This is a genomic window from Halpernia humi, assembly GCF_900108025.1.
In the GTDB taxonomy this organism is placed as follows: Bacteria; Bacteroidota; Bacteroidia; order Flavobacteriales; family Weeksellaceae; genus Halpernia; species Halpernia humi.
The window spans coordinates 138893-158108 of record NZ_FNUS01000005.1 but is presented as its reverse complement, the minus strand read 5'-3'; the positions used below and the strand labels follow the sequence as shown (position 1 = coordinate 158108).

The 19216-nt window shown below is 33.1% G+C and carries 19 protein-coding genes and 1 tRNA gene; 14 read left to right on the top strand and 6 right to left on the bottom strand.

The annotated features are described in order from the left end of the window. Window positions 1-109: 109 nt before the first annotated feature. The gene (locus tag C4S29_RS10800; RefSeq protein WP_103914101.1) at window positions 110-400 is read right to left on the bottom strand and encodes an HU family DNA-binding protein; all 291 of its coding nucleotides are present in this window, start codon (window positions 398-400) and stop codon (window positions 110-112) included. 45 nt (window positions 401-445) lie between these two features. Between C4S29_RS10800 and mutY the strand changes: the two genes are divergently transcribed. The 6 genes from mutY (at window position 446) to C4S29_RS10765 (ending at window position 7661) form a co-directional block, all read left to right on the top strand. Then, window positions 446-1510 carry an A/G-specific adenine glycosylase gene (gene mutY / locus C4S29_RS10795; protein ID WP_103914100.1) on the top strand — a complete coding sequence of 355 codons (1065 nt, stop codon included), beginning with the start codon at window positions 446-448 and terminating at the stop codon, window positions 1508-1510. Window positions 1511-1677: 167 nt separating this feature from the next. Beyond that, entirely contained in the window at window positions 1678-2235 is a 558-nt protein-coding gene (gldD, locus tag C4S29_RS10790; protein ID WP_103914224.1) for a gliding motility lipoprotein GldD, read from the top strand. 90 nt (window positions 2236-2325) lie between these two features. Beyond that, window positions 2326-3246: a PfkB family carbohydrate kinase gene (locus C4S29_RS10785; protein WP_103914099.1), complete on the top strand. Its 921-nt coding sequence runs from the start codon at window positions 2326-2328 to the stop codon at window positions 3244-3246. A gap of 13 nt (window positions 3247-3259) precedes the next feature. Then, complete coding sequence (locus tag C4S29_RS10780) at window positions 3260-5089, top strand: peptidylprolyl isomerase (protein ID WP_103914098.1); 1830 nt, start codon at window positions 3260-3262, stop codon at window positions 5087-5089. A gap of 66 nt (window positions 5090-5155) precedes the next feature. Continuing rightward, window positions 5156-6517 (top strand): peptidylprolyl isomerase, encoded by a 1362-nt coding sequence (locus C4S29_RS10775; RefSeq protein WP_103914097.1) that lies wholly within the window; start codon window positions 5156-5158, stop codon window positions 6515-6517. 196 nt (window positions 6518-6713) lie between these two features. Continuing rightward, the gene (locus C4S29_RS10765) at window positions 6714-7661 is read left to right on the top strand and encodes an NAD(P)H-dependent flavin oxidoreductase (RefSeq protein ID WP_103914095.1); all 948 of its coding nucleotides are present in this window, start codon (window positions 6714-6716) and stop codon (window positions 7659-7661) included. Between the two features lie 3 nt (window positions 7662-7664). Here the strand turns inward: C4S29_RS10765 and C4S29_RS10760 are convergent, their stop codons facing one another. After that, on the bottom strand, window positions 7665-7946 hold the full coding sequence (locus C4S29_RS10760) for a rhodanese-like domain-containing protein (RefSeq protein WP_103914094.1): 282 nt from the start codon (window positions 7944-7946) through the stop codon (window positions 7665-7667). 78 nt (window positions 7947-8024) lie between these two features. On the opposite strand from C4S29_RS10760, the gene queG reads away from it, so the two are divergent. From queG to C4S29_RS10745, 3 genes are read left to right on the top strand one after another with little or no spacing between them, the layout of a single operon-like run. Continuing rightward, window positions 8025-8954 (top strand): tRNA epoxyqueuosine(34) reductase QueG, encoded by a 930-nt coding sequence (gene queG, locus C4S29_RS10755; RefSeq protein ID WP_103914093.1) that lies wholly within the window; start codon window positions 8025-8027, stop codon window positions 8952-8954. Window positions 8955-8967: 13 nt separating this feature from the next. Then, window positions 8968-9645, top strand: a complete 678-nt coding sequence (locus C4S29_RS10750; protein ID WP_103914223.1) for a TIGR02117 family protein — start codon at window positions 8968-8970, stop codon at window positions 9643-9645. A 43-nt stretch (window positions 9646-9688) separates the two neighbouring features. Then, window positions 9689-10630: a hypothetical protein gene (locus C4S29_RS10745; RefSeq protein WP_103914092.1), complete on the top strand. Its 942-nt coding sequence runs from the start codon at window positions 9689-9691 to the stop codon at window positions 10628-10630. Window positions 10631-10697: 67 nt separating this feature from the next. On the opposite strand, the gene C4S29_RS10740 is transcribed toward C4S29_RS10745, so the two are convergent. Together C4S29_RS10740 and C4S29_RS10735 are read right to left on the bottom strand one after the other, a co-directional pair. Then, a tRNA-Leu gene (locus C4S29_RS10740) sits at window positions 10698-10779 on the bottom strand. A gap of 194 nt (window positions 10780-10973) precedes the next feature. Next, window positions 10974-11741, bottom strand: a complete 768-nt coding sequence (locus C4S29_RS10735) for an MBL fold metallo-hydrolase (RefSeq protein WP_103914091.1) — start codon at window positions 11739-11741, stop codon at window positions 10974-10976. 54 nt (window positions 11742-11795) lie between these two features. Here C4S29_RS10735 and C4S29_RS10730 point away from each other — a divergent pair, with 54 nt between their 5' ends. Both C4S29_RS10730 and C4S29_RS10725 read left to right on the top strand, forming a co-directional pair. Then, a complete protein-coding gene (locus C4S29_RS10730) occupies window positions 11796-13223 on the top strand; it encodes a nicotinate-nucleotide adenylyltransferase (RefSeq protein WP_103914090.1) in 1428 nt (475 codons plus the stop codon). 10 nt (window positions 13224-13233) lie between these two features. Then, window positions 13234-13683, top strand: coding sequence for a GAF domain-containing protein (locus C4S29_RS10725; RefSeq protein WP_103914089.1), 450 nt, complete (start codon window positions 13234-13236; stop codon window positions 13681-13683). Between the two features lie 76 nt (window positions 13684-13759). Here the strand turns inward: C4S29_RS10725 and C4S29_RS10720 are convergent, their stop codons facing one another. Beyond that, the gene (locus C4S29_RS10720; RefSeq protein WP_103914088.1) at window positions 13760-14179 is read right to left on the bottom strand and encodes an SH3 domain-containing protein; all 420 of its coding nucleotides are present in this window, start codon (window positions 14177-14179) and stop codon (window positions 13760-13762) included. Between the two features lie 6 nt (window positions 14180-14185). After that, on the bottom strand, window positions 14186-14656 hold the full coding sequence (locus C4S29_RS10715; protein WP_103914087.1) for a BON domain-containing protein: 471 nt from the start codon (window positions 14654-14656) through the stop codon (window positions 14186-14188). A 176-nt stretch (window positions 14657-14832) separates the two neighbouring features. Here C4S29_RS10715 and C4S29_RS10710 point away from each other — a divergent pair, with 176 nt between their 5' ends. Genes C4S29_RS10710 through C4S29_RS10700 form a run of 3 tightly spaced genes read left to right on the top strand, consistent with a single transcriptional unit; the run spans window position 14833 to window position 19216 of the window. Further along, window positions 14833-16083 (top strand): dicarboxylate/amino acid:cation symporter, encoded by a 1251-nt coding sequence (locus C4S29_RS10710; RefSeq protein ID WP_103914086.1) that lies wholly within the window; start codon window positions 14833-14835, stop codon window positions 16081-16083. A 31-nt stretch (window positions 16084-16114) separates the two neighbouring features. Beyond that, window positions 16115-16969 (top strand): GLPGLI family protein, encoded by an 855-nt coding sequence (locus tag C4S29_RS10705; RefSeq protein WP_103914085.1) that lies wholly within the window; start codon window positions 16115-16117, stop codon window positions 16967-16969. Between the two features lie 18 nt (window positions 16970-16987). Next, entirely contained in the window at window positions 16988-19216 is a 2229-nt protein-coding gene (locus C4S29_RS10700; RefSeq protein WP_103914084.1) for a B12-binding domain-containing radical SAM protein, read from the top strand.

Here is a 19216-nt window from a genome sequence, read left to right as displayed (position 1 = left end):
TTCTTGTGTCTGTTCGCTCTTCTTCTTTTTTTTCTTTTGTGAGTCGCTACTTTATGTCTTTTTCTTTTTTTTCCGCTTGGCATATTTTCTGTTATTTATAAGTTTAAATTTATTTTACTGGTACTTTTACTTTAATCTTCTCTACAAAAGTTTTAGAAGGTTTAAAAGCAGGGATGTTGTGTGCAGGGATTTCTATGGCAGTATTTTTAGAAATATTTCGTCCTGTTTTTGCTGCTCTTGTTTTGATGATAAAAGATCCGAAACCTCTAAGGTACACATTATCACCATTATACATAGAAGTTCTAATTTCTTGCATGAAAGCCTCTATTACTTTCTGCGTGTCGTTCTTCTCTACGCCTAATTTATTTGAGATGGTGTTTACCAATTCTGCCTTTGTCATTTCCTTTTTTGTTTATATTTTTGGTGTGCAAATATAAAACTTATTTTGAAATCTAAAAAACAAAAGCCTGATTTTCTACACCTTGGTATAAAATTATTACATTGGTTTGAGACAAACGCCCGAAATCTACCTTGGCGGAAAACAAATGATCCGTATAAAATTTGGATCTGTGAAATTCTGCTTCAACAAACCCAAGTGAAACAAGGATTGAACCATTATTTAAAATTTGTAGAAAGATTTCCGAATGTTGAAAGTCTTGCAGCGGCCGATGAAGACGAAGTTTTATTATATTGGAAAGGACTTGGCTACTATTCCCGCGCTTTAAATTTGCATAAAGCCTCAAAACAAATTTGCAATGATTTTAAAGGGAAATTTCCCGAAAATTATGCAGATATTTTAAGTTTAAAAGGCGTAGGAAAATATACCGCAGCAGCCATTGCAAGTATTGCTTTTAATTTAAAATATCCCGCCATTGATGGTAATTTTTACCGTGTTTTATCGCGTCTTTTTGCTGATGATTTTGATGTGTCTAAACCATCTGCCTTTCAATATTTTTCAGAATTAGCCCTTTTGCTGATGCCTGATGATCATTTTGGTGATTTCAATGAAGCAATGATGGATCTAGGCGCAGAAATTTGTAAACCTAAAAACCCAGCCTGTGAGCATTGTCCATTTAATATAGATTGCCTTGCATTTAATTCTGGAAAAATTTCAAATTTTCCCGTTAAAAGTAAAAAAACAAAGGTTACAGATTTAGATTTGACTTATTTTTTTATAAATTTTGAAGATCAGTTTTTAGTGAAGCGCAGAAAAGAAGATTTTATCTGGAAAAAATTGTACGAATTTGCGATTGAAATTCCACCAGAGTTTGAAAAATATATAATCGGGCACAATGTAATTTCACATAAACTAACACACAAAAATTTAAAAATTAGTATCAACAATGTTCAAATTCTTGATTTTGCGTTATTTCAAAAATTTGCACTCGAAAATGATTTTGAAATGGTTGATTTTAAAAGATCTAGGCTAAAATCTTTCCCAAAGCCATTGCAAAATTATTTAGCAAAAATTGAAAAAAAAGAAGATTTTCAAGGTGAATTATTTAACTAATTTTTAGTAAAAAACCAAGAAAATTGAAACAGTTGAACTTGAAATAATTTAATGAAAAACAATCAACTAGAAGTTGTTTTGAGAAAAAATATGGGTCTCTTTGTTAAAAATTCCTAATGCTAAATGTCTCCTTATTTAAAAACAAAAAAAATCACTATTTTTGCGGAATGCTTAAAAACATCTTTTTTGCGTGTTTATTTTTAATTTTGGCCTCATGTGGCAAAAAACCATTGCCAAAACCGAGCGGCGAATTACGCTTGGAATATCCAGCGCCGAAATATCAAAATTTCACTTCAGATTGCCCTTTTACTTTTGATTATTCTAATTTTTCAGAAATTCAGGACGGCAAAAAAAAATGTTGGTACTACATTAATTATCCAAAAATGAAAGCCAAAATTTTCATCACTTATTTCCCAATTCAAAATGATTTCAACGCACATACAAAAGAAGCGGAGAAATTGGTTTATGAGCATACTATAAAAGCAAGCTCGATAGATACGCAATCTTTCAGTTATCCTGCTAAAAAAGTTTATGGAAATTTTTATCAATTGCAAGGTGAGACAGCCTCAAATATTCAGTTTTATGTTACAGATTCTACCAAACATTTTGTAACGGCGAATTTATATTTTAACACGAGACCAAAACCCGATTCGCTCGCACCTGCAGTAGATTACATTAAAAAAGATATGTTGCATATTATTGATACTTTTAAATGGAAGCAGTAACAGTAAAAAGCATAAAAGTTAAAGTAAGAAAGTGAAATTTTAACTAAAATAGTTAGTTAAAAATTAAAATAAATTTAGATAAAATATAATATGAAATTATTAGTAGTAGGAAGTGTAGCGTTCGACGCAATTGAAACGCCTTTTGGGAAAACCGATAAAATTTTAGGCGGTGCGGCAACCTATATTACTTTGGCATCCTCTGTTTTGGGTGTAGATTCTGGTATTGTCTCCGTTGTTGGAGGCGATTTCCCACAAGCAGATTTGGATATGCTTACTGGCAGAAACATTAATATAGAAGGCATAGAAATAGTAAAAGACGGAAAAACTTTTTTCTGGAGCGGCAAATACCACAATGATTTGAATTCTAGAGATACTTTGGTAACAGAAGTAAATGTTTTGGAACATTTCGATCCAAAAATTCCAGATTCTATGCAAGATGCAGAAGTGTTATTGCTAGGGAATTTGCATCCTGGCGTGCAACTTTCTGTTTTAGAAAAAATGAAAAACAAGCCAAAATTGGTAATTTTAGATACCATGAATTTTTGGATGGATACTGCTTGGGATATTTTGATGGAAATGATTGCTAAAACCGATGTGATTTCCATAAATGACGAAGAAGCGCGCCAACTTTCTGGTGAATATTCTTTAGTAAAAGCCGCCCAAAAAATCCACGAATTAGGACCAAAATTTGTGATTATAAAAAAAGGAGAGCACGGCGCATTATTGTTTCACGATGGCAAAATCTTTTCAATTCCTGCATTGCCTCTAGAAGTGGTTTTTGATCCAACTGGCGCAGGTGATACTTTTGCAGGTGGTTTTGGAGCACATCTTGCAAAAACAGAAAATTTTAGTTTCGAAAACATGAAATCTGCAATCATTGTAGGTTCTGCGCTCGCTTCATTTACGGTGGAAAAATTTGGAACAGAACGTTTGAAAGAAGTTACAAACCAAGATTTGAAAAATAGAATCGAAGAATTTAAAAATCTAACTTCATTTGAAGTTACCTTATAAATAATTAAATTTAATGAAAAAATTAAGTGTTTTTTTACTGTTGATTTTTGTAAATACCTATTGCTTCGCACAATTTATGATTGTGGGGAAAGACAGTATTTCCTTGGCAAACTTTAAAAAAGACAACCTTTACGGTTTACAAAATATTGGCGTTGAAAAAACTTTGAAAGCAACGCAAGATTTCTACTTGTTGCAGCAATTTGCCCAAGAGAAAAAAGCAGATACAACGGCCGCCTTTAAAAGTGCAATGCAAAATAAAGAAGGGGAATTGCGAAGCAAACTATTTTTGCCAACAGCAGTTACAGATCCTATTTTAAGCCAATACGTTGCAGATAATAGAACCGAAAGAAAAGTTTTGATTTTTTTAAAAGAGTTAAAACCCGACGATAAAACCGATTACAAAATGGTTTATGATTCGGTGAAAAGTGGCAAAATGACGATGGAAGATGCCATGAAAAAATACATGGATAAAACTGGCAAAGCATTCTACGTTAAACCGGGAAGCATGGATAATGACATGTATGCTGAAATTAAAACTTTACCCAAAAATGGTTTTACTAAATTATATAAAACACCACAAATTGTGGCTTTTGCCCAACTCTTAGACAATAGACCAAGTTTGGGCTATATAATTTTCGGAACTATTTCTTACCCAAATGATGCAAATGCTTCAAAAAAGAAGGCCGAAATTTATGATGCTTTAAAAAGTGGAAAAAAATTCGCGGAAGTTGCAAAACTTTATGGCTCGTCTGATGCTGAAAAAAATAATAGTGGTCTGGTAGTAGGCTCTCCCACATTGCCAGATGCAGTTTATGATGCTTTGAAAAACAAAAAAGAAGGTGAATATTCTGACCCCATTTTAGTGGGCGATCAATTTTTTGTTTTTAATATTTATGCGCTCACACCCTATGAGTTGGATGCTAAAAATAAAGAGTTCTTTAAATCTGAAATGATGAAATCTCAATACGGAGAGTTGGTACAAAAAGAATTAATAGATTATTTAAAAAAGCAGCCCAATTATAAAGAAACCCCTGAATTTAAAAATATTCAAAAATCTTATGCGACACTTTTAGCAGATAAAAAAGGTTTAGAAAGTTTGTTTTCTTACAATAATCATAAAATGAGCGTTGATGATTTAAAAAAATTAATTGCTGATAAGGTGAAAGATGTAGAAAAATTAACTCCCGAAGAATGGAAGAATTTATTAAACATCATCAATTCTCAATTTGTTTATAATTCGTACGCACAAGATTTCTACTCAAGAAAAGATGTAAAACCAGAATTAGATGCTGAAAAAAGGAATTTGTATTCAGAATTTATTTTTTCTAATTGGCTGAAAAACGATGTGAAAAATCATCCAGAAAAACTTACTGCTTACTACAACGCACACAAAGATAAATATATGTGGGAAAGCAGAGCAGAAGGGAGAGTTGCGATTTTTGATGATGAAACTTTAGCGCCAAAAATTATGGCCGAAATTGCAGATTCGAAAAATTGGGATGCACTACAGAAAAAATATGAAGCTAAAAAAGATGCCAAAAAACAAGATGTTGTAAATTTCCAAAGTGGCGATATGTCTGAAACTGCGGAGGTTTTCACGAAATACAAAGTGCCTTTCAAAAAAGGTGTTTTTACCACCAAAATGGGTACAAAAACTTTAGTTATTGCAATTGATGGGATTTTGCCTCCTTCGCAAATGACGGAAAAAGAAGCCGAAGAATATCTTAAAGATGCCGTAACTGAAGAGCAGTTATCCAAAATTCTTGCAGATCAGCGCGCTAAAACAAAAATTGTGGTGCAACCTGAATTTCTAAAAGATTTGGAGAAAAATTTTAAGAAATAATTATAATAATTTATAAAGCATAATTCATTTAGAATCCTAAATTTGCAACTTATTTAAAACCAGAGAATGACAAAGTCTATAAAGCATATATTTTTCTTATTATTTCTAATTATTGGATTGTCGCAAACCAAAGCGCAATTAAAACCTGGCCAACTTGTTGATGGTATTTCTGCGGTTGTAGGTGATGAAATTGTTTTAGAATCCGACATCCAAGAACAAGCGACTTACGCACAACAGCAAGGAACTGATGTTTCTGATAAGTGTAAATTTTTAGAGAAAATTATTGGGAATAAACTTTTAATTTATCATGCTAAAAAAGATACTTTAATTGAAAATCCAGCATCACGTATAAAAGAGAATACAGATACAAAATATTCTCAAATTTTGTCGCAATTTCCAGATGAGAAAACAATGCTTGCCGCCTATAAATTTCGGACGGCATACGAAATGAAAAAAGCGATAGAAAAAATTGATACCGATCAATATTACGGTCAACAAAAATTTGCCAGAATTACCGATAAAGCAGACGTAACGCCAAATGAAGTAACAGATTTTTATAACTTATACAAAGAACAATTACCTGAAGTAAAAGATGAGGTTACTATAGCCGAAATCAGTTTATATCCGCGCTTAACGGATGCGCATAAGCAAGTTTTAATAGATAAATTAAAAAAAATAAAGCAAGATATTCTAAACGGCGAGTCTTTTGCAAACGAGGCTAGAATTTATTCTGAAGATCCCGGCTCTGCGCAGAAAGGCGGCCTTTACACAAATATTTCTCGTGGTAAAATGGTGAAAGCTTTTGAAGCAACCGCTTTAAATTTGCAAGAAGGTGAAATTTCTGATCCTGTAGAAACGGAATTTGGCTATCATATTATTCAGTTGGTGAAAAAAAATGGAAAACAATATGATGCGCGCCACATTTTGCTAAAAGCAGAGCCAAATGCCCAAGAAATTGCTAGCGCTAAAAAGATATTAGACAGTATTAAAACTTTAATTACTGAAGGAAAAATTAGTTTTAAAGATGCGGCCTTTAAATTCTCTGATAATAAAAATACAAAATTTAGCGGCGGAATCGTAACTTCCCAAGACGGGACAGATAAAATAGAAAAAGCCAGTTTGCCCGCAAATTTAGCCTTTCAGATCGCAGGTATCAATAAAGGAGATCTTTCTGATGTTTTCGAAGATGAACTAAATGGTAGAAAAGTTGTGTCATTATTAAAAGTAGAAGATGTAATTGGAGCGCACCAGTTGGATCTTGCCACAGATTACGACCGTATAAAAGATTTGGCCTTGAATAAAAAGAAAAATGAAATGGTTGAAAAATGGATTGATGAAGAAATCCCCAAAACATTTATTTCTATAAATAAACGCTATGACGATTGTAATTTTAAGAATAATTTTAAGAAGAAAACAAGCGAAAATTAATACAAAATCTCTGAAAATATTTTCAGAGATTTTTTTTGTCATAAAAAAAATTTCCGCTTCATCTTATTTCCATTGTTTAGCTTTTTTTAGTCAATTCCTAGTTAGAAAAGAATTAAAGAAAAATAGTCAAAGTTTCTATCAATTTCCTATTTTTGAATTTAATTAAACTTTACAACCCGCAACCAAAGCCAAAAAGATGAACGAACTGCAAAAAAATAAAATCACCAATTTATTTCAGATAAAATATCCCATCATTCAAGGTGGAATGATTTGGCATTCTGGTTGGAGATTGGCTTCTGCCGTGTCTAATTGCGGTGGTTTAGGCTTAATTGGAGCCGGAAGTATGTATCCCGATATTTTACGAGAAAATATTCAGAAATGCAAAAAAGCAACCAACAAACCGTTTGGCGTAAATGTCCCAATGTTGTACCCAAATTTGGAAGAAATATTTAAAATTATTTTAGAAGAAAATATTAAAATAGTTTTTACATCCGCCGGAAATCCGAAAACTTACACCGAATTTTTGCAAAAAGAAGGTATAAAAGTAGCGCACGTTGTTTCATCTACAAAATTTGCCATAAAATGTGAAGAAGCCAACGTAGATGCAGTTGTAGCCGAAGGTTTCGAAGCCGGCGGACACAACGGAAGAGATGAAACCACCACTTTTTGTTTGATACCAAATGTGCGAGAAAATATTTCAAAACCCTTGATTGCAGCGGGTGGAATTGCGCTTGGCTCGCAAATGAAAGCAGCTATGATTTTGGGCGCAGATGGCGTGCAAATCGGCTCGCGTTTTGCCGCCACAGAAGAAGCAAGTTCGCATGAAATTTGGAAAAAGAAAATTACAGAATTAAACGAAGGCGATACAAATTTGACTTTAAAAGAATTAGCACCAGTTCGTATGGTGAAAAATAAATTTTACAACGATTTAGAAAACCTTTATGAATCAGGAAGAGACAAAGATGCTTTAAAAGAAAAACTTGGAAGAGCGCGCGCAAAACGCGGCATGTTTGAAGGTGATTTAGAAGAAGGCGAATTAGAAATAGGGCAAGTTTCCTCTCTAATAAAGGAAATCTTACCCGTAGAAAAAGTTTTTGAAAATCTTTTAGCAGAATTTAATGCTGCAGATTTCTCTAAATTTTAGATTTTAAGCAAGCATCGCTTTCACATCTTCAAAACCGCCACCGTTGTAAACGTCCGTCAAGCCTTGGTTTTCAAAAAACTGCGTCGCTCTTCCGCTTCTTGCGCCACTTCTGCAAAAGAAAATTTTCGGACCTTCAAGATTGATTATTTCTTGTTTTCTTTCTTCAATTTCTCCTAAAGGGATATTTTGCGCTTTTTCAATTTGCCCATCCATTTCAAGTTCCATTTCTTCGCGAACGTCTATTAAATGGTAATTTCCGTTTTCTAAAATTTCTTCTAAAGTCATTATATTTATTTAAAATGTATTTTTGTAATTATTTAAAACAAAATTAGTTAAAATCAACTTCATTTGCAAAGAAAATAAATGCCACAAAATCAGCAAAAATATTCAGATTTAATTAAAGAAAAAGCCCGAAAATATGGCTTTGAATCTTGTGGTATTTCTAAAGCCGAATTTTTGGAAGAAGATGCGCCAAATTTAGAAAATTGGTTGAAAAATAATTTTCAAGGTGAAATGGCTTACATGGAAAATTATTTTGATAAAAGGCTAAATCCAACTTTGTTAGTCGAAGGTTCAAAATCTGTTATTTCGCTTTCCTACAACTATTTTCCAAGCGAAAAAATTGAAACTTTAGATAATTTTAAAATTTCAAAATACGCTTATGCAGAAGATTATCACGATATTATTAAAGGTATTTTAAAAGATTTAGTTAATGAATTAAAGCACGAAATTGGCGATTTTCATTTTAGAATTTTTGTAGATTCTGCGCCAGTTTTAGAGCGCGCTTGGGCCAGAAAATCAGGCATTGGTTGGGTGGGGAAAAACGCTAATTTAATCACAAAAGAAAAAGGATCTTTCTATTTTTTAGCAGAGATTATTTGCGATTTAGAATTAATTGCAGACCACGAAACCACCGATCATTGCGGAACTTGTAGAAAATGTATCGACGCTTGCCCCACAGATGCCATTATTTCAGATAAAATTATTGATGGAAGCAAATGTATTTCTTACGCAACGATTGAGTTAAAAAATGAAATTCCCACGCATTTTAAAGATAAAATGGAAGATTGGATGTTTGGTTGCGATATTTGCCAAGACGTTTGCCCATGGAACCGTTTTGCACGTCCCAGTCATCAAGAAAAATTTCAGCCAAATTCTTTTTTAAAAAATTATAGAAAGCAAGATTGGCAAGAGTTAAGTCAGGATTTGTTTTCTGAAATATTCCGAAAATCGCCGGTGAAAAGAACAAAGTTTGCAGGTTTGCAACGAAATATTAGGTTTTTAAGTCAATAAAAATTTTTAAATGATAAAAAAAATGGTCATTCTAACACTAAAAATTTTTGGTGTAATTTTAGGGTTAATCGTGCTTTACGTGATTTTGGCTTTGACTTTACCTTACATTGAAATCCCAAAAAAGGCAACAACTGAAAAGGCAAATATCCCAATTTATATTTACACAAATGGCGTTCATACAGATTTAGTTGTTCCAGTAAAAACGGCGCAAATCGATTGGAGCCAAAAAATTCCTTATCAAAATACAAAGTCAAAGCAAGAAAATTTTAAATATCTGGGAATTGGTTGGGGCGACAAAGGCTTTTATCTCGATACACCAACTTGGTCTCAACTAAAATTTTCTACGGCATTTTACGCAGCGTTTTGGCTTGGCGAATCTGCAATGCATTGCACTTATTATCATGAAATTAAAGAGGGAAAAGATGCTAAAAAAATAATGCTTACCGAAAATCAATATACAGATTTAATAAAATTTATAGATTCAAAATTTGATAAAAATTCGACTGGAAATAATATTTTAATTCCCACAAACGCCGTCTATGGCGAGAACGATGCCTTTTATGAAGCGCAAGGAAGCTATAGTTTTATAAACACTTGCAACACTTGGACGAATGACGGTTTAAAAGTTGCCGGGCAAAAAGCCGCTTTTTGGACACCTACAGATTTTGGTATTTTTCAGCATTATAAATAGTGGCAGTTCTTCTTTGAAAAGGCAAATTTTAATTTTTGTTTAAATGATTGAAGCATTAAAATTAAATAAGAAATTAATCATCAATACTGATCTTGATGGTGTTTTGTCTGGTTTAATTTTACAAGAATTTTTGGGTTGCGAAATTGTGGGTTTTTGCAATAGCGACAATAAATTGTGGCTCATTGAAGAAGAAAAAAGCCATTACAAACAATTTACTTTTATAGATATGTTTGTGGTAAATAAAGATATAACCTGCATTGATCAACATATTATTTCTTATGATGAGCAGCATAGTTTTTTGCTAAAATCGCATGGCAACAAGATAAATCCAAATTTAATTAGAGGTCGTTTTTTCTCATCTACATCTTCTTATATTAAAAAATATCCGTTTGGAACCGTGCATTTCATCATTGCGGAACTAGAAAAAAATGGGCTAGATTTAGAGAAAATAAAATTGTTTAGCGCTGAAAATACTTTAAATCCTATAGATTTTTTTCTTCGTGCAGACGATGCACTTATCACTTCAGTCGAGAAATATAAGGAAAATGCAAAAGATTGGTGGGAATGGCTAAAAAATTATTCGTGCGAAGGGAAAATTACTAATAAGTTTATTGATTATGTTTATTCTGATATCAACGCATTTGAACTTAAAAAAGAAGTAGAAACACTTTTATTAGCAAAACCCTTCTACTGCAAAAAACCCGATGGCGGTTTCTTTGAAATATTAGATTCAGAAAATAGATTGCTTCCAAACTTCAAATTATACCTCGATTTTATTGCTAGAGAAATAAATTTATCGCCATTAATGATGAAAGAAAATTTTATGGTATTAGAAGGAATTCCAAAGAGAATTAATTTTAAAATTGCAGATTTTTCTGAATTGATGGCGCATTCTACAGTTTCAGGAAAAAAAGTATTTTCTTACGCTTTTGTAAAATCACAGGGAAAAGAAAATTCATTTAGTTTCACTTATTTTGAAAAATAGGCTTAAATTAAATGTTGCTCAAAGATAAAAAAAACCTCTACTAATCTAAGATTGTAGAGGTTTTTTGTACCCAGTGCCGGAATCGAACCGGCACATCTTTCGATACTAGAGTTTGAGTCTAGCGCGTCTACCAATTCCGCCAACTGGGCATCAAAATTGGTTTGCAAATATAGCAATATTATTTATTTTTTAAAGATTTTAAAATAATATTTTTGAAAATATTTTACTGTTTTATTTTGCATAAATAATTGCGTGAAGACCAAGGTTTTCCATTTCTTTTATTTGGTACTTAAAAGTTGTTTATTTCCCAATTTTTTACAAATAATTATTTGCGAATCTTAGGTTAAAACTCTATTTCTAAACTATCGTAAGCCAAAAACATATTTTTTGGTAATTCTTTTTGAACTTCATCATGCAAACCAAATTCGTGACTGATGTGAAGTAAATACATTTTTTTGGGGTTTAAAATTTTATTTAATTCTAAAATTTCTGGCAATACAAAATGGGAAATATGCGATGGTAATTTTCGTAAACAATTGATAATTAAAACATCCAAGTTTTTTAGCATTTCTAATGTTTCTTCGGGGAAAAAACTGGCATCTGTGATATAGCACAAATTTTTAATTTTAAAACCCAAAACAGGAAGTTTATAATGCAGAAAGTGTATGGGCGTTACTTCTATATTTTCTACTTTGAATTTTTCAATATTTATTTCATGCATTTCAAATGAAGGCGCGCCGGGATATTTTATTTCAGCGAAAGCGTAATGAAATTTATCTTTTATTTGCTTTGCGACTCTTGGTAATGTGTAAATCGGCATGTCTTTTTTATTTCGAAAAATAATCGGGCGCAAATCATCTAAACCAATAACATGATCGGTGTGTTCATGGGTAATTAGAACAACATCAACATGCGCTTCATCATTATCAAGCATTTGTTGGCGAAAATCTGGGCCGCAATCAATCAAGATTTTCTTGCCAAAATCTGAAGTGACTAAAGCAGAAGTTCGAAACCGTTTGTCTTTAAAATTTGTGGAAGTGCAAACTTTGCATTTACAGCCTATTACAGGAACGCCTTGCGAAGTTCCTGTTCCTAAAAATTTCAACTTCATTGTTTTTGAGGTTGGTTTTATTTTGGTAAATTTACAAAAATTTAAACGTAAGTGATGACGCAAAAATTAACACCGAAACAGAAGGCTTTAGTAATCAATTTAGACTCCTCTATTTACGGTACGTTTGCAGAAATTGGTGCTGGGCAAGAAACAGTACGTCATTTTTTTCGTGCTGGTGGAGCCTCACAAACAATCGCAAAAGCGATGTCTGCGTACGATAAAGATTTTAGCGATGCTATCTACGGCAAAGAGGTTAAAAATAGATACGTTACACAAACACGTTTGCGCAAAATGTTGCGCTATGAAGTATCTTTAATAGAAGAACGTTTAGAAAGAGAAACCAATCCTGGCAAACGCTTTTTTTCTTATGCCAATACAGTAACGACCATTAATTTTGATAAAACTTCTAAAGGACACGGTTGGGTTGGGATTCGTTTTCAGAGCCACCAAAAAGAAGAATACAACGAAATTGTGCTTCACGTGAAATTTGTTGAAAATGATGCCACATTGCAGCAAGAAACTTTAGGCTATTTGGGCGTAAACCTTATCTACGGCGCCTATCACTATGCCGATAATCCTAGGAAATTGATAGAGTCTTTGTATGATGATATCGCTTTGGATAAATTAGAAATAGATATGATAGATTTCAGCGGCCCTACATTTCGCTATGTAGAAAACCGTTTGATGAGTTTGCAATTGGTGAAGTTAGGGATGACCGAAGCGGTGATTTTTAATTCTGAAGGTAATAATATGTTGCCTGCAAATGTACTTTACAAGAAAAATATTTTTGCCGTTCGTGGAAGTTTTCGCCCAGTAACGCTGGTGAATATTGATATGTTTGAAAACGGTTTGGAATTATTTACCAAAGATGCCAACTGCGCTAAAGAAGAAACCGAAGTTTTATTCGAAATTACGATTGCCAATCTCCGCGCTTTTGGTGATATTGATGAACGTGATTTCTTAGATAGAGTTGATATTTTAGCGAAATTGGGCTACAATATTCTAATTTCAAACTTCTCAGAATATTATAGAATGGTAGATTATTTTGCCACATTTACCAATAAATTTATTGGCGTTGCAATGGGTGTGAATAATCTTCTAGATGTATTTGATGAGGAATATTATAAAAATCTTTCAGGTGGAATTTTGGAGGCTTTTGGTAAATTTTTCCGAAAAGATATGCGTGTTTATCTCTATCCATATAAAGACCAAACAACGGGAGAATTATTAGATTCTAACAATTTGAAAGTCAATACCAACTTGAAAGAGTTATACAAATATTTTAAAATCAATAATAGAATTGTAGATATTGAAAATTATAATCCTGCATATTCTGAAATTTATTCTCGTGAAATTTTAAAGAAAATTGCAAATAATGAATCTGGATGGGAAGATAAATTGCCAGAAGGTGTTGCAGAAATGATAAAAGAGCGAAGTATGTTCGGCTACAAAGAAGAAGTAACTTACGAAGAATTTAAGTAAAAAAAATAAAATGTCTGATTTAAAAAAAAGGTTATCTTCTATTATAGAAAGCCCAAAACAAAGCACTGATGAAAAATTGCAGAAAATTTGCCAGTTATTAGATAGCGAAGTACCACATTTTAACTGGACGGGATTTTATTTTAAAAATGGTGATAAAAACGAACTGAAATTAGGGCCTTATGTTGGCGCTGCTACAGACCATATTATCATTCCTTATGGTAAAGGCATTTGCGGACAAGTCGCAGTTTCAAATGAAACTTTTGAAGTTCCTGATGTGCACGAGCAAGATAATTATCTGTCGTGCTCCATCGATACAAAAGCGGAAATTGTAGTTCCTATATTTAAAAATGGTGAAAATATCGGCCAAATTGATATCGATTCTCACACCATTAATCCGTTTACTCATGAAGATAAAGAAATGCTAAACTGGCTTTGCGAAGAACTTGGGAAGATTTTGTAATTTTTTTATTTTATCTTAAAAACTAAAAACTCCTGAAAAAATTCAGGAGTTTCATTATTTAATAGTATTAAAATAATTAGGCTTTTAGATATCTTGAGTATGCGTATCCCTCTTCGCCATCAGCAGTTTTTATTTTCCACCAATCATCAGAGGTTTGCTCTACTAAAGTTACTGTTTCGCCTTTTGCGGCTTTTCCAACGATGGCGGCTTCCGTAGAGGCTTCTTGTCTAATGTTTAAATTAGAACTTTCAGTTGCAATAGTTAGAGATGCACCAGGTTGCAAACCAGCAACTTGCACGTCAATATTTATGTCTGAAGCCGTAAAAGTAGAATCTATCGCTCCCAAAGCAGACCAAACGGCATCTTTTGCAGAACTGCTTGTGGTAGTGCCAGAAACGTAAAGAATTCCGTCTTGCTCATTCACTTTCAAATCTGAAACGCCTGCAGTTTGTGCCGCAGAAATTACACTTGCATATTTGTCTTGTAATTCGCTCATTTTTAATTATTTAACTGTTAGGTTATTGTTGTATTTTCCAATCTTTAAAGCATCCACAGATTGCTTAATTTTCATGGCTTGCGACGAAGAAACGTTTCCTGTAAGTGTTAATTCACCGTTTACAACTTCAGCTTTCACACTTGGGAAATCTTTTAAAGCATCTGTTACTTTTTGCATTACGGCAGGATCTACCGTTGCAACCTCTACAGCGGGCGCAATTGTGGACATATCCATCACATCTTTTATACCAGGAATTGCTTTTAGAGAGGCTACCATTTGGTCTTTTGCAGCTTGGTCAGCGAAAGTTCCGCTCAAATGTGCAGTTCCATCTTTTACCTCTACAGTGGCGTTCGGGTTAGAAGTTACCACAGTTGTCGCTTGTGTTTGTAAATCTGCATCACTTACTTTTTTCTTACAAGAAGTGCTTGCAAATGAAACAGTTAAGGCTAAAGCAGCCATAGCAATCATTTTTTTCATAGTTGAATTTATTTAAAATTATTCTCAAATTTAATTTAAAAAAACTGGTAAAAAAATTAATTTATTATAAAATTTTCTTAAAATAATGCAAAATCAGTCCATTTTAAGAGTTAAAATAATGCTTTTATTTAATTAAAAAAAATATCTTTGTGAAAACTGTATTAAAAAAAATCAATATGAAGGGTCAAAACAAATTATTTTTTGCAATAATCATAGCGTTAATTATTGGTGTAATAATGGGCGGAATCGTTCATTTGCAATATCCAGAAAGTTCTGAAGGCTTTTCTAAAAATATCAAATTGTTGGGAACAATTTTTATCCGATTGGTTCAGATGATTATTGCGCCTCTAGTTTTCACAACTTTGGTAGTTGGGATTGCAAAGATGAGTGACGTGAAAATGATTGGAAGAGTAGGCACAAAAGCAATGCTTTGGTTTATTTCCGCATCGTTGGTATCACTTTTTATTGGTTTAATTTTAGTGAATTGGTTAGAACCAGGACACGTAACCCAATTAGCGGTGCAAGACGTTTCTGGCGCTCAAGAATTGGTAAAATCCAGCAAAGGATTTTCCATGGAAGATTTTGTACATCACATTATTCCTAAAAGTTTGTTTGAAGCTTTTGCCACCAATGAAGTCCTTCAAATTGTTGTTTTCTCAGTAATGTTTGGGATTGCTTTAGCAAATATGGGCGAAGAATATGCTAAGCCAATAGTTAAAGCCTTAGATATTTGTGCACACGCGATTTTGAAAATGGTAGGTTACATTATGTGGTTTGCGCCGCTTGGTGTGTTGGGTGCTATCGCTGCGGTTGTTGCCACAAATGGTTTTGAAATTTTTAAAGTTTATGCCATTTATTTGCGAGATTTCTTCTTTGCACTCGGTATTTTATGGTTGGTTTTATGTATAGTTGGTTATATGATTTTAGGAAATCGTTTATTTGATTTACTTCGCAGAATTAAAGAACCTTTGTTAATTGCCTTTTCCACCACAAGTTCAGAAGCCGTTTTCCCAAAATTGGTGGAAGAATTGGAACGTTTTGGGTGTAATAATAGAATTGTAAGTTTCATTTTACCGCTCGGATATTCTTTTAATCTAGATGGAAGTATGATGTATATGACTTTTGCTTCTATTTTTATTGCCCAGATTTACGGAATTGATATGACTCTTGGTCAACAAATTACCATGCTTTTAGTTTTGATGCTCACTTCAAAAGGAATTGCGGGAGTTCCGCGCGCAAGTTTGGTAATTATCGTCGCAACTTGCACCATGTTTGGTATTCCACCAGAAGGCATCGCTTTAATTTTGCCAATCGATCATTTTTGCGATATGGGAAGAAGTATGACTAATGTTTTAGGAAATGCACTTGCAACTTCTGCCGTTTCTAAATGGGAAGGACAATTGGAAAGTCATGGCGGGGATTTGTAGATTTCTGTTTTAAATTTACTTAAATTTAATTATGAAAAATTTTTTTTTGTTTTGCTTTTTTATAAGTATCACAATATCCGCACAAAACCAGCGGTTCATGTATGAATATAAATTTATACCAGATTCTACAAATTTATCTAAGGTAGAAACTGAAATTATGAATAATTTGGATATTTCTAAAAAAGGTTCCAAATTTTACAGTCGTGCACAGCAAATTGCTGATTCAATTTTTAGTGCAAAAAGTGCGCAGAATTCTCGTCCAACAGATTTTTCTGGAATTAAATTAGGAAAAGTAAAGGATGTGGTGGAGAAAATGTACCCAGATTTTACTACTTATTTGTTTCAAACCCTAGGAACGGATACATACAAAATAGAAGATGACCGAAAAATAAACTGGAAAATCTCCCCCGATAAAGAAAAAATCGGTGAATGGGAAGTTCAAAAAGCAACTACGAAAATGTATGGCAGAACATGGACGGCTTGGTTTGCCAATTCATTTCCATTTCAAGATGGACCTTATAAATTTTCTGGCTTACCTGGTTTAATTGTTAAAATCGCAGACCAGAACCAAACCCATATATTTGAATTAAAAGCCGTGAAAAATCTTTCTGATGCTGAAGAATGGAAAAGTAATAGCGAAGAAACAGGTTATTTGAAATCTATTCTCATAAAACAAGATATATTCAAAAAAATTTATCAAAGATATCGCGCAGATCCCGTTGCTGGAATTCGTCAAATGATGAATCAAAGCGGTGTAAAAGTTGAAATGACAGACAAAAATGGAAAAGTTTTAGATATAAAAAAAGCCCTGATTGATCAAGAAAAAAGTATGAAAGAAGGTTTTAAAAAAGATAATAATTTGTTAGAATTAGATTTAATTAAATAAACTTTAAAAAAAATTCTTTTGCAAGACCTACTTCTCATCACCCCGCCTTTCACGCAACTCAACACGCCGTATCCTGCAACGGCTTACATCAAAGGTTTTTTGAACACCAAAAATATTTCATCTTTCCAGATGGATTTGGGATTGGAAGTGATTTTAGAATTATTTTCTGAAAATGGTTTAAAGAAAATTTTCGCCGAAATTGAAAATATTAAAAATTCTTCCGAAAATTCTCAACGGATTTTTGCTTTAAAAGAAGAGTATATCAAAACCATCAATCAAGTCGTGCTTTTTCTGCAAAATCAAAATCCAACTTTAGCACGGCAGATTTGCAGCATGAATTTTTTGCCAGAAGCCTCACGTTTTAATCAGTTAGATGATGTAGAATATGCCTTCGGAATGATGGGTTTGCAAGACAAAGCGAAACATCTCGCCACCTTATATTTAGAAGATATTTCAGATTTTATTATTGAAAATATTGATGCCGATTTCGGTTTCAGCAGATATGCCGAAAAAATCGGACAAAGCGCCAATTCCTTCGATGAACTTTATTTAAAATTAAACACTGAAAAATCTTTTGTCGATGAAATTTCTTTAAATATTTTAAAAGAAAAAATTGAAACCATTCAGCCAAAATTGGTCTGTTTTTCCGTTCCATTTCCAGGGAATTTATATGCGGCTTTTCGTGCAGCAAAATTTATTAAAGAAAATTCTCCTTTCATTAAAACCGCGATGGGCGGCGGTTTTCCAAATACAGAATTGCGGGATTTGAAAGATGCACGCGTTTTTGACTTTTTTGATTTTATCACTTTAGATGATGGCGAATTGCCACTAGAATTAATATGTAATGCCGTGCTAAATTCCCCTCCTTTGGAGGGGTGGCAAAATTCAAAGAATTTTGACGGGGTGGTGGTAGAATTCAAAAGAACATTTCTATTAGAAAACGGAAAAGTTGCATATAAAAACAATGCCTCAAAACCAGATTACAAACAAGCATTTGTCGGCACCCCAGATTATTCAGATTTGCTTTTAAACCAATATATTTCCGTCATAGAAATTGCAAATCCAATGCACAGTTTATGGAGCGATGGCCGTTGGAATAAACTCACCATGGCGCACGGTTGCTATTGGGGAAAATGTACTTTTTGCGATATTTCTTTAGATTATATTAAAATTTACGAACCCATTTCTGCAAAAATTTTGGTAGATAGGATGCAAGAATTAATGGCGCAAACTGGCGAATCTGGTTTTCATTTTGTAGATGAAGCCGCGCCACCGGCTTTGATGCGAGAAGTGGCGCTAGAAATTATTCGCCGAAATTTAGTCTTTACTTGGTGGACGAATATTCGGTTTGAAAAAAGTTTTAGTCGAGATTTGTGTTTTTTATTAAAAATTTCCGGTTGCGTCGCAGTTTCTGGCGGTTTAGAAGTGGCGAGTGATCGACTTTTAAAATTAATAGACAAAGGCGTTTCAGTGTCGCAAGTTGCACAAGTGACGCGCAATTTCACCGAAGCAGGAATAATGGTTCATGCGTATTTGATGTACGGTTATCCCACGCAAACCGTTCAAGAAACGGTAGATTCTTTAGAAATGGTGCGCCAATTATTTGAAATGGGCGTTTTGCAAAGTGGTTTTTGGCATCAATTTGCGATGACGGCGCATTCGCCAGTTGGTAAAAATCCTGAAAAATTTGGTGTAACGCCGATTCTTCAAGACATAAAATTTGCCAATAATGATATTGATTTTACAGACGAAACGGGCATCAATCACAGCAAATTTGCCTTTGGTTTAAAAAAATCGCTTTACAATTATATGCACGGAATCAATTTTGATTTGCCACTAAAAAATTGGTTTGATTTTAAAATTCCGAAAACTACAATTGATCCAAACTACATCCACGATTGCCTTTTAGAGGAAGAGCAATTTTTATTTAAAGGAAATTCTAAACTTATTTTTTTAATTGAAATCGCTTTTTTTGAAAATTTTATTAAAACAAAAAAAGGAAATTCTCAGGAAATGACAAGCCTTACTTTTCATCTTAAAACCAATCATTTAAAAATTGATCTAGAAACTGAAAAGGCAATTTGGTTAATGAAAATATTAGAAGAACATTCCATCAAAAATTCAAAATCAATCACTTTAAATCAATTAAAAAATAAGTTTGAAGAAAATTTTGATAATTTTGAATTGTTTTGGTTTTCAAAACCTTTGGAAAAATTAAAGGAGAATGGAGTGATTTTGAGTTTGTAA

Excerpts from the sequence above, each read along its gene's own strand:
- C4S29_RS10720 (WP_103914088.1), bottom strand. The coding sequence starts at position 14,179 with ATGAGCGAATTACAAGACAAATATGCAAGTGTAATTTCTGCGGCACAA.
- C4S29_RS10715 (WP_103914087.1), bottom strand. The coding sequence starts at position 14,656 with ATGAAAAAAATGATTGCTATGGCTGCTTTAGCCTTAACTGTTTCATTT.
- queG (WP_103914093.1), top strand. The coding sequence starts at position 8,025 with ATGCCACAAAATCAGCAAAAATATTCAGATTTAATTAAAGAAAAAGCC.
- C4S29_RS10745 (WP_103914092.1), top strand. The coding sequence starts at position 9,689 with ATGATTGAAGCATTAAAATTAAATAAGAAATTAATCATCAATACTGAT.
- C4S29_RS10735 (WP_103914091.1), bottom strand. The coding sequence starts at position 11,741 with ATGAAGTTGAAATTTTTAGGAACAGGAACTTCGCAAGGCGTTCCTGTA.
- C4S29_RS10780 (WP_103914098.1), top strand. The coding sequence starts at position 3,260 with ATGAAAAAATTAAGTGTTTTTTTACTGTTGATTTTTGTAAATACCTAT.
- C4S29_RS10730 (WP_103914090.1), top strand. The coding sequence starts at position 11,796 with ATGACGCAAAAATTAACACCGAAACAGAAGGCTTTAGTAATCAATTTA.
- C4S29_RS10760 (WP_103914094.1), bottom strand. The coding sequence starts at position 7,946 with ATGACTTTAGAAGAAATTTTAGAAAACGGAAATTACCATTTAATAGAC.
- C4S29_RS10725 (WP_103914089.1), top strand. The coding sequence starts at position 13,234 with ATGTCTGATTTAAAAAAAAGGTTATCTTCTATTATAGAAAGCCCAAAA.
- C4S29_RS10800 (WP_103914101.1), bottom strand. The coding sequence starts at position 400 with ATGACAAAGGCAGAATTGGTAAACACCATCTCAAATAAATTAGGCGTA.
- C4S29_RS10775 (WP_103914097.1), top strand. The coding sequence starts at position 5,156 with ATGACAAAGTCTATAAAGCATATATTTTTCTTATTATTTCTAATTATT.
- C4S29_RS10705 (WP_103914085.1), top strand. The coding sequence starts at position 16,115 with ATGAAAAATTTTTTTTTGTTTTGCTTTTTTATAAGTATCACAATATCC.
- C4S29_RS10710 (WP_103914086.1), top strand. The coding sequence starts at position 14,833 with ATGAAGGGTCAAAACAAATTATTTTTTGCAATAATCATAGCGTTAATT.
- C4S29_RS10785 (WP_103914099.1), top strand. The coding sequence starts at position 2,326 with ATGAAATTATTAGTAGTAGGAAGTGTAGCGTTCGACGCAATTGAAACG.
- gldD (WP_103914224.1), top strand. The coding sequence starts at position 1,678 with ATGCTTAAAAACATCTTTTTTGCGTGTTTATTTTTAATTTTGGCCTCA.
- C4S29_RS10765 (WP_103914095.1), top strand. The coding sequence starts at position 6,714 with ATGAACGAACTGCAAAAAAATAAAATCACCAATTTATTTCAGATAAAA.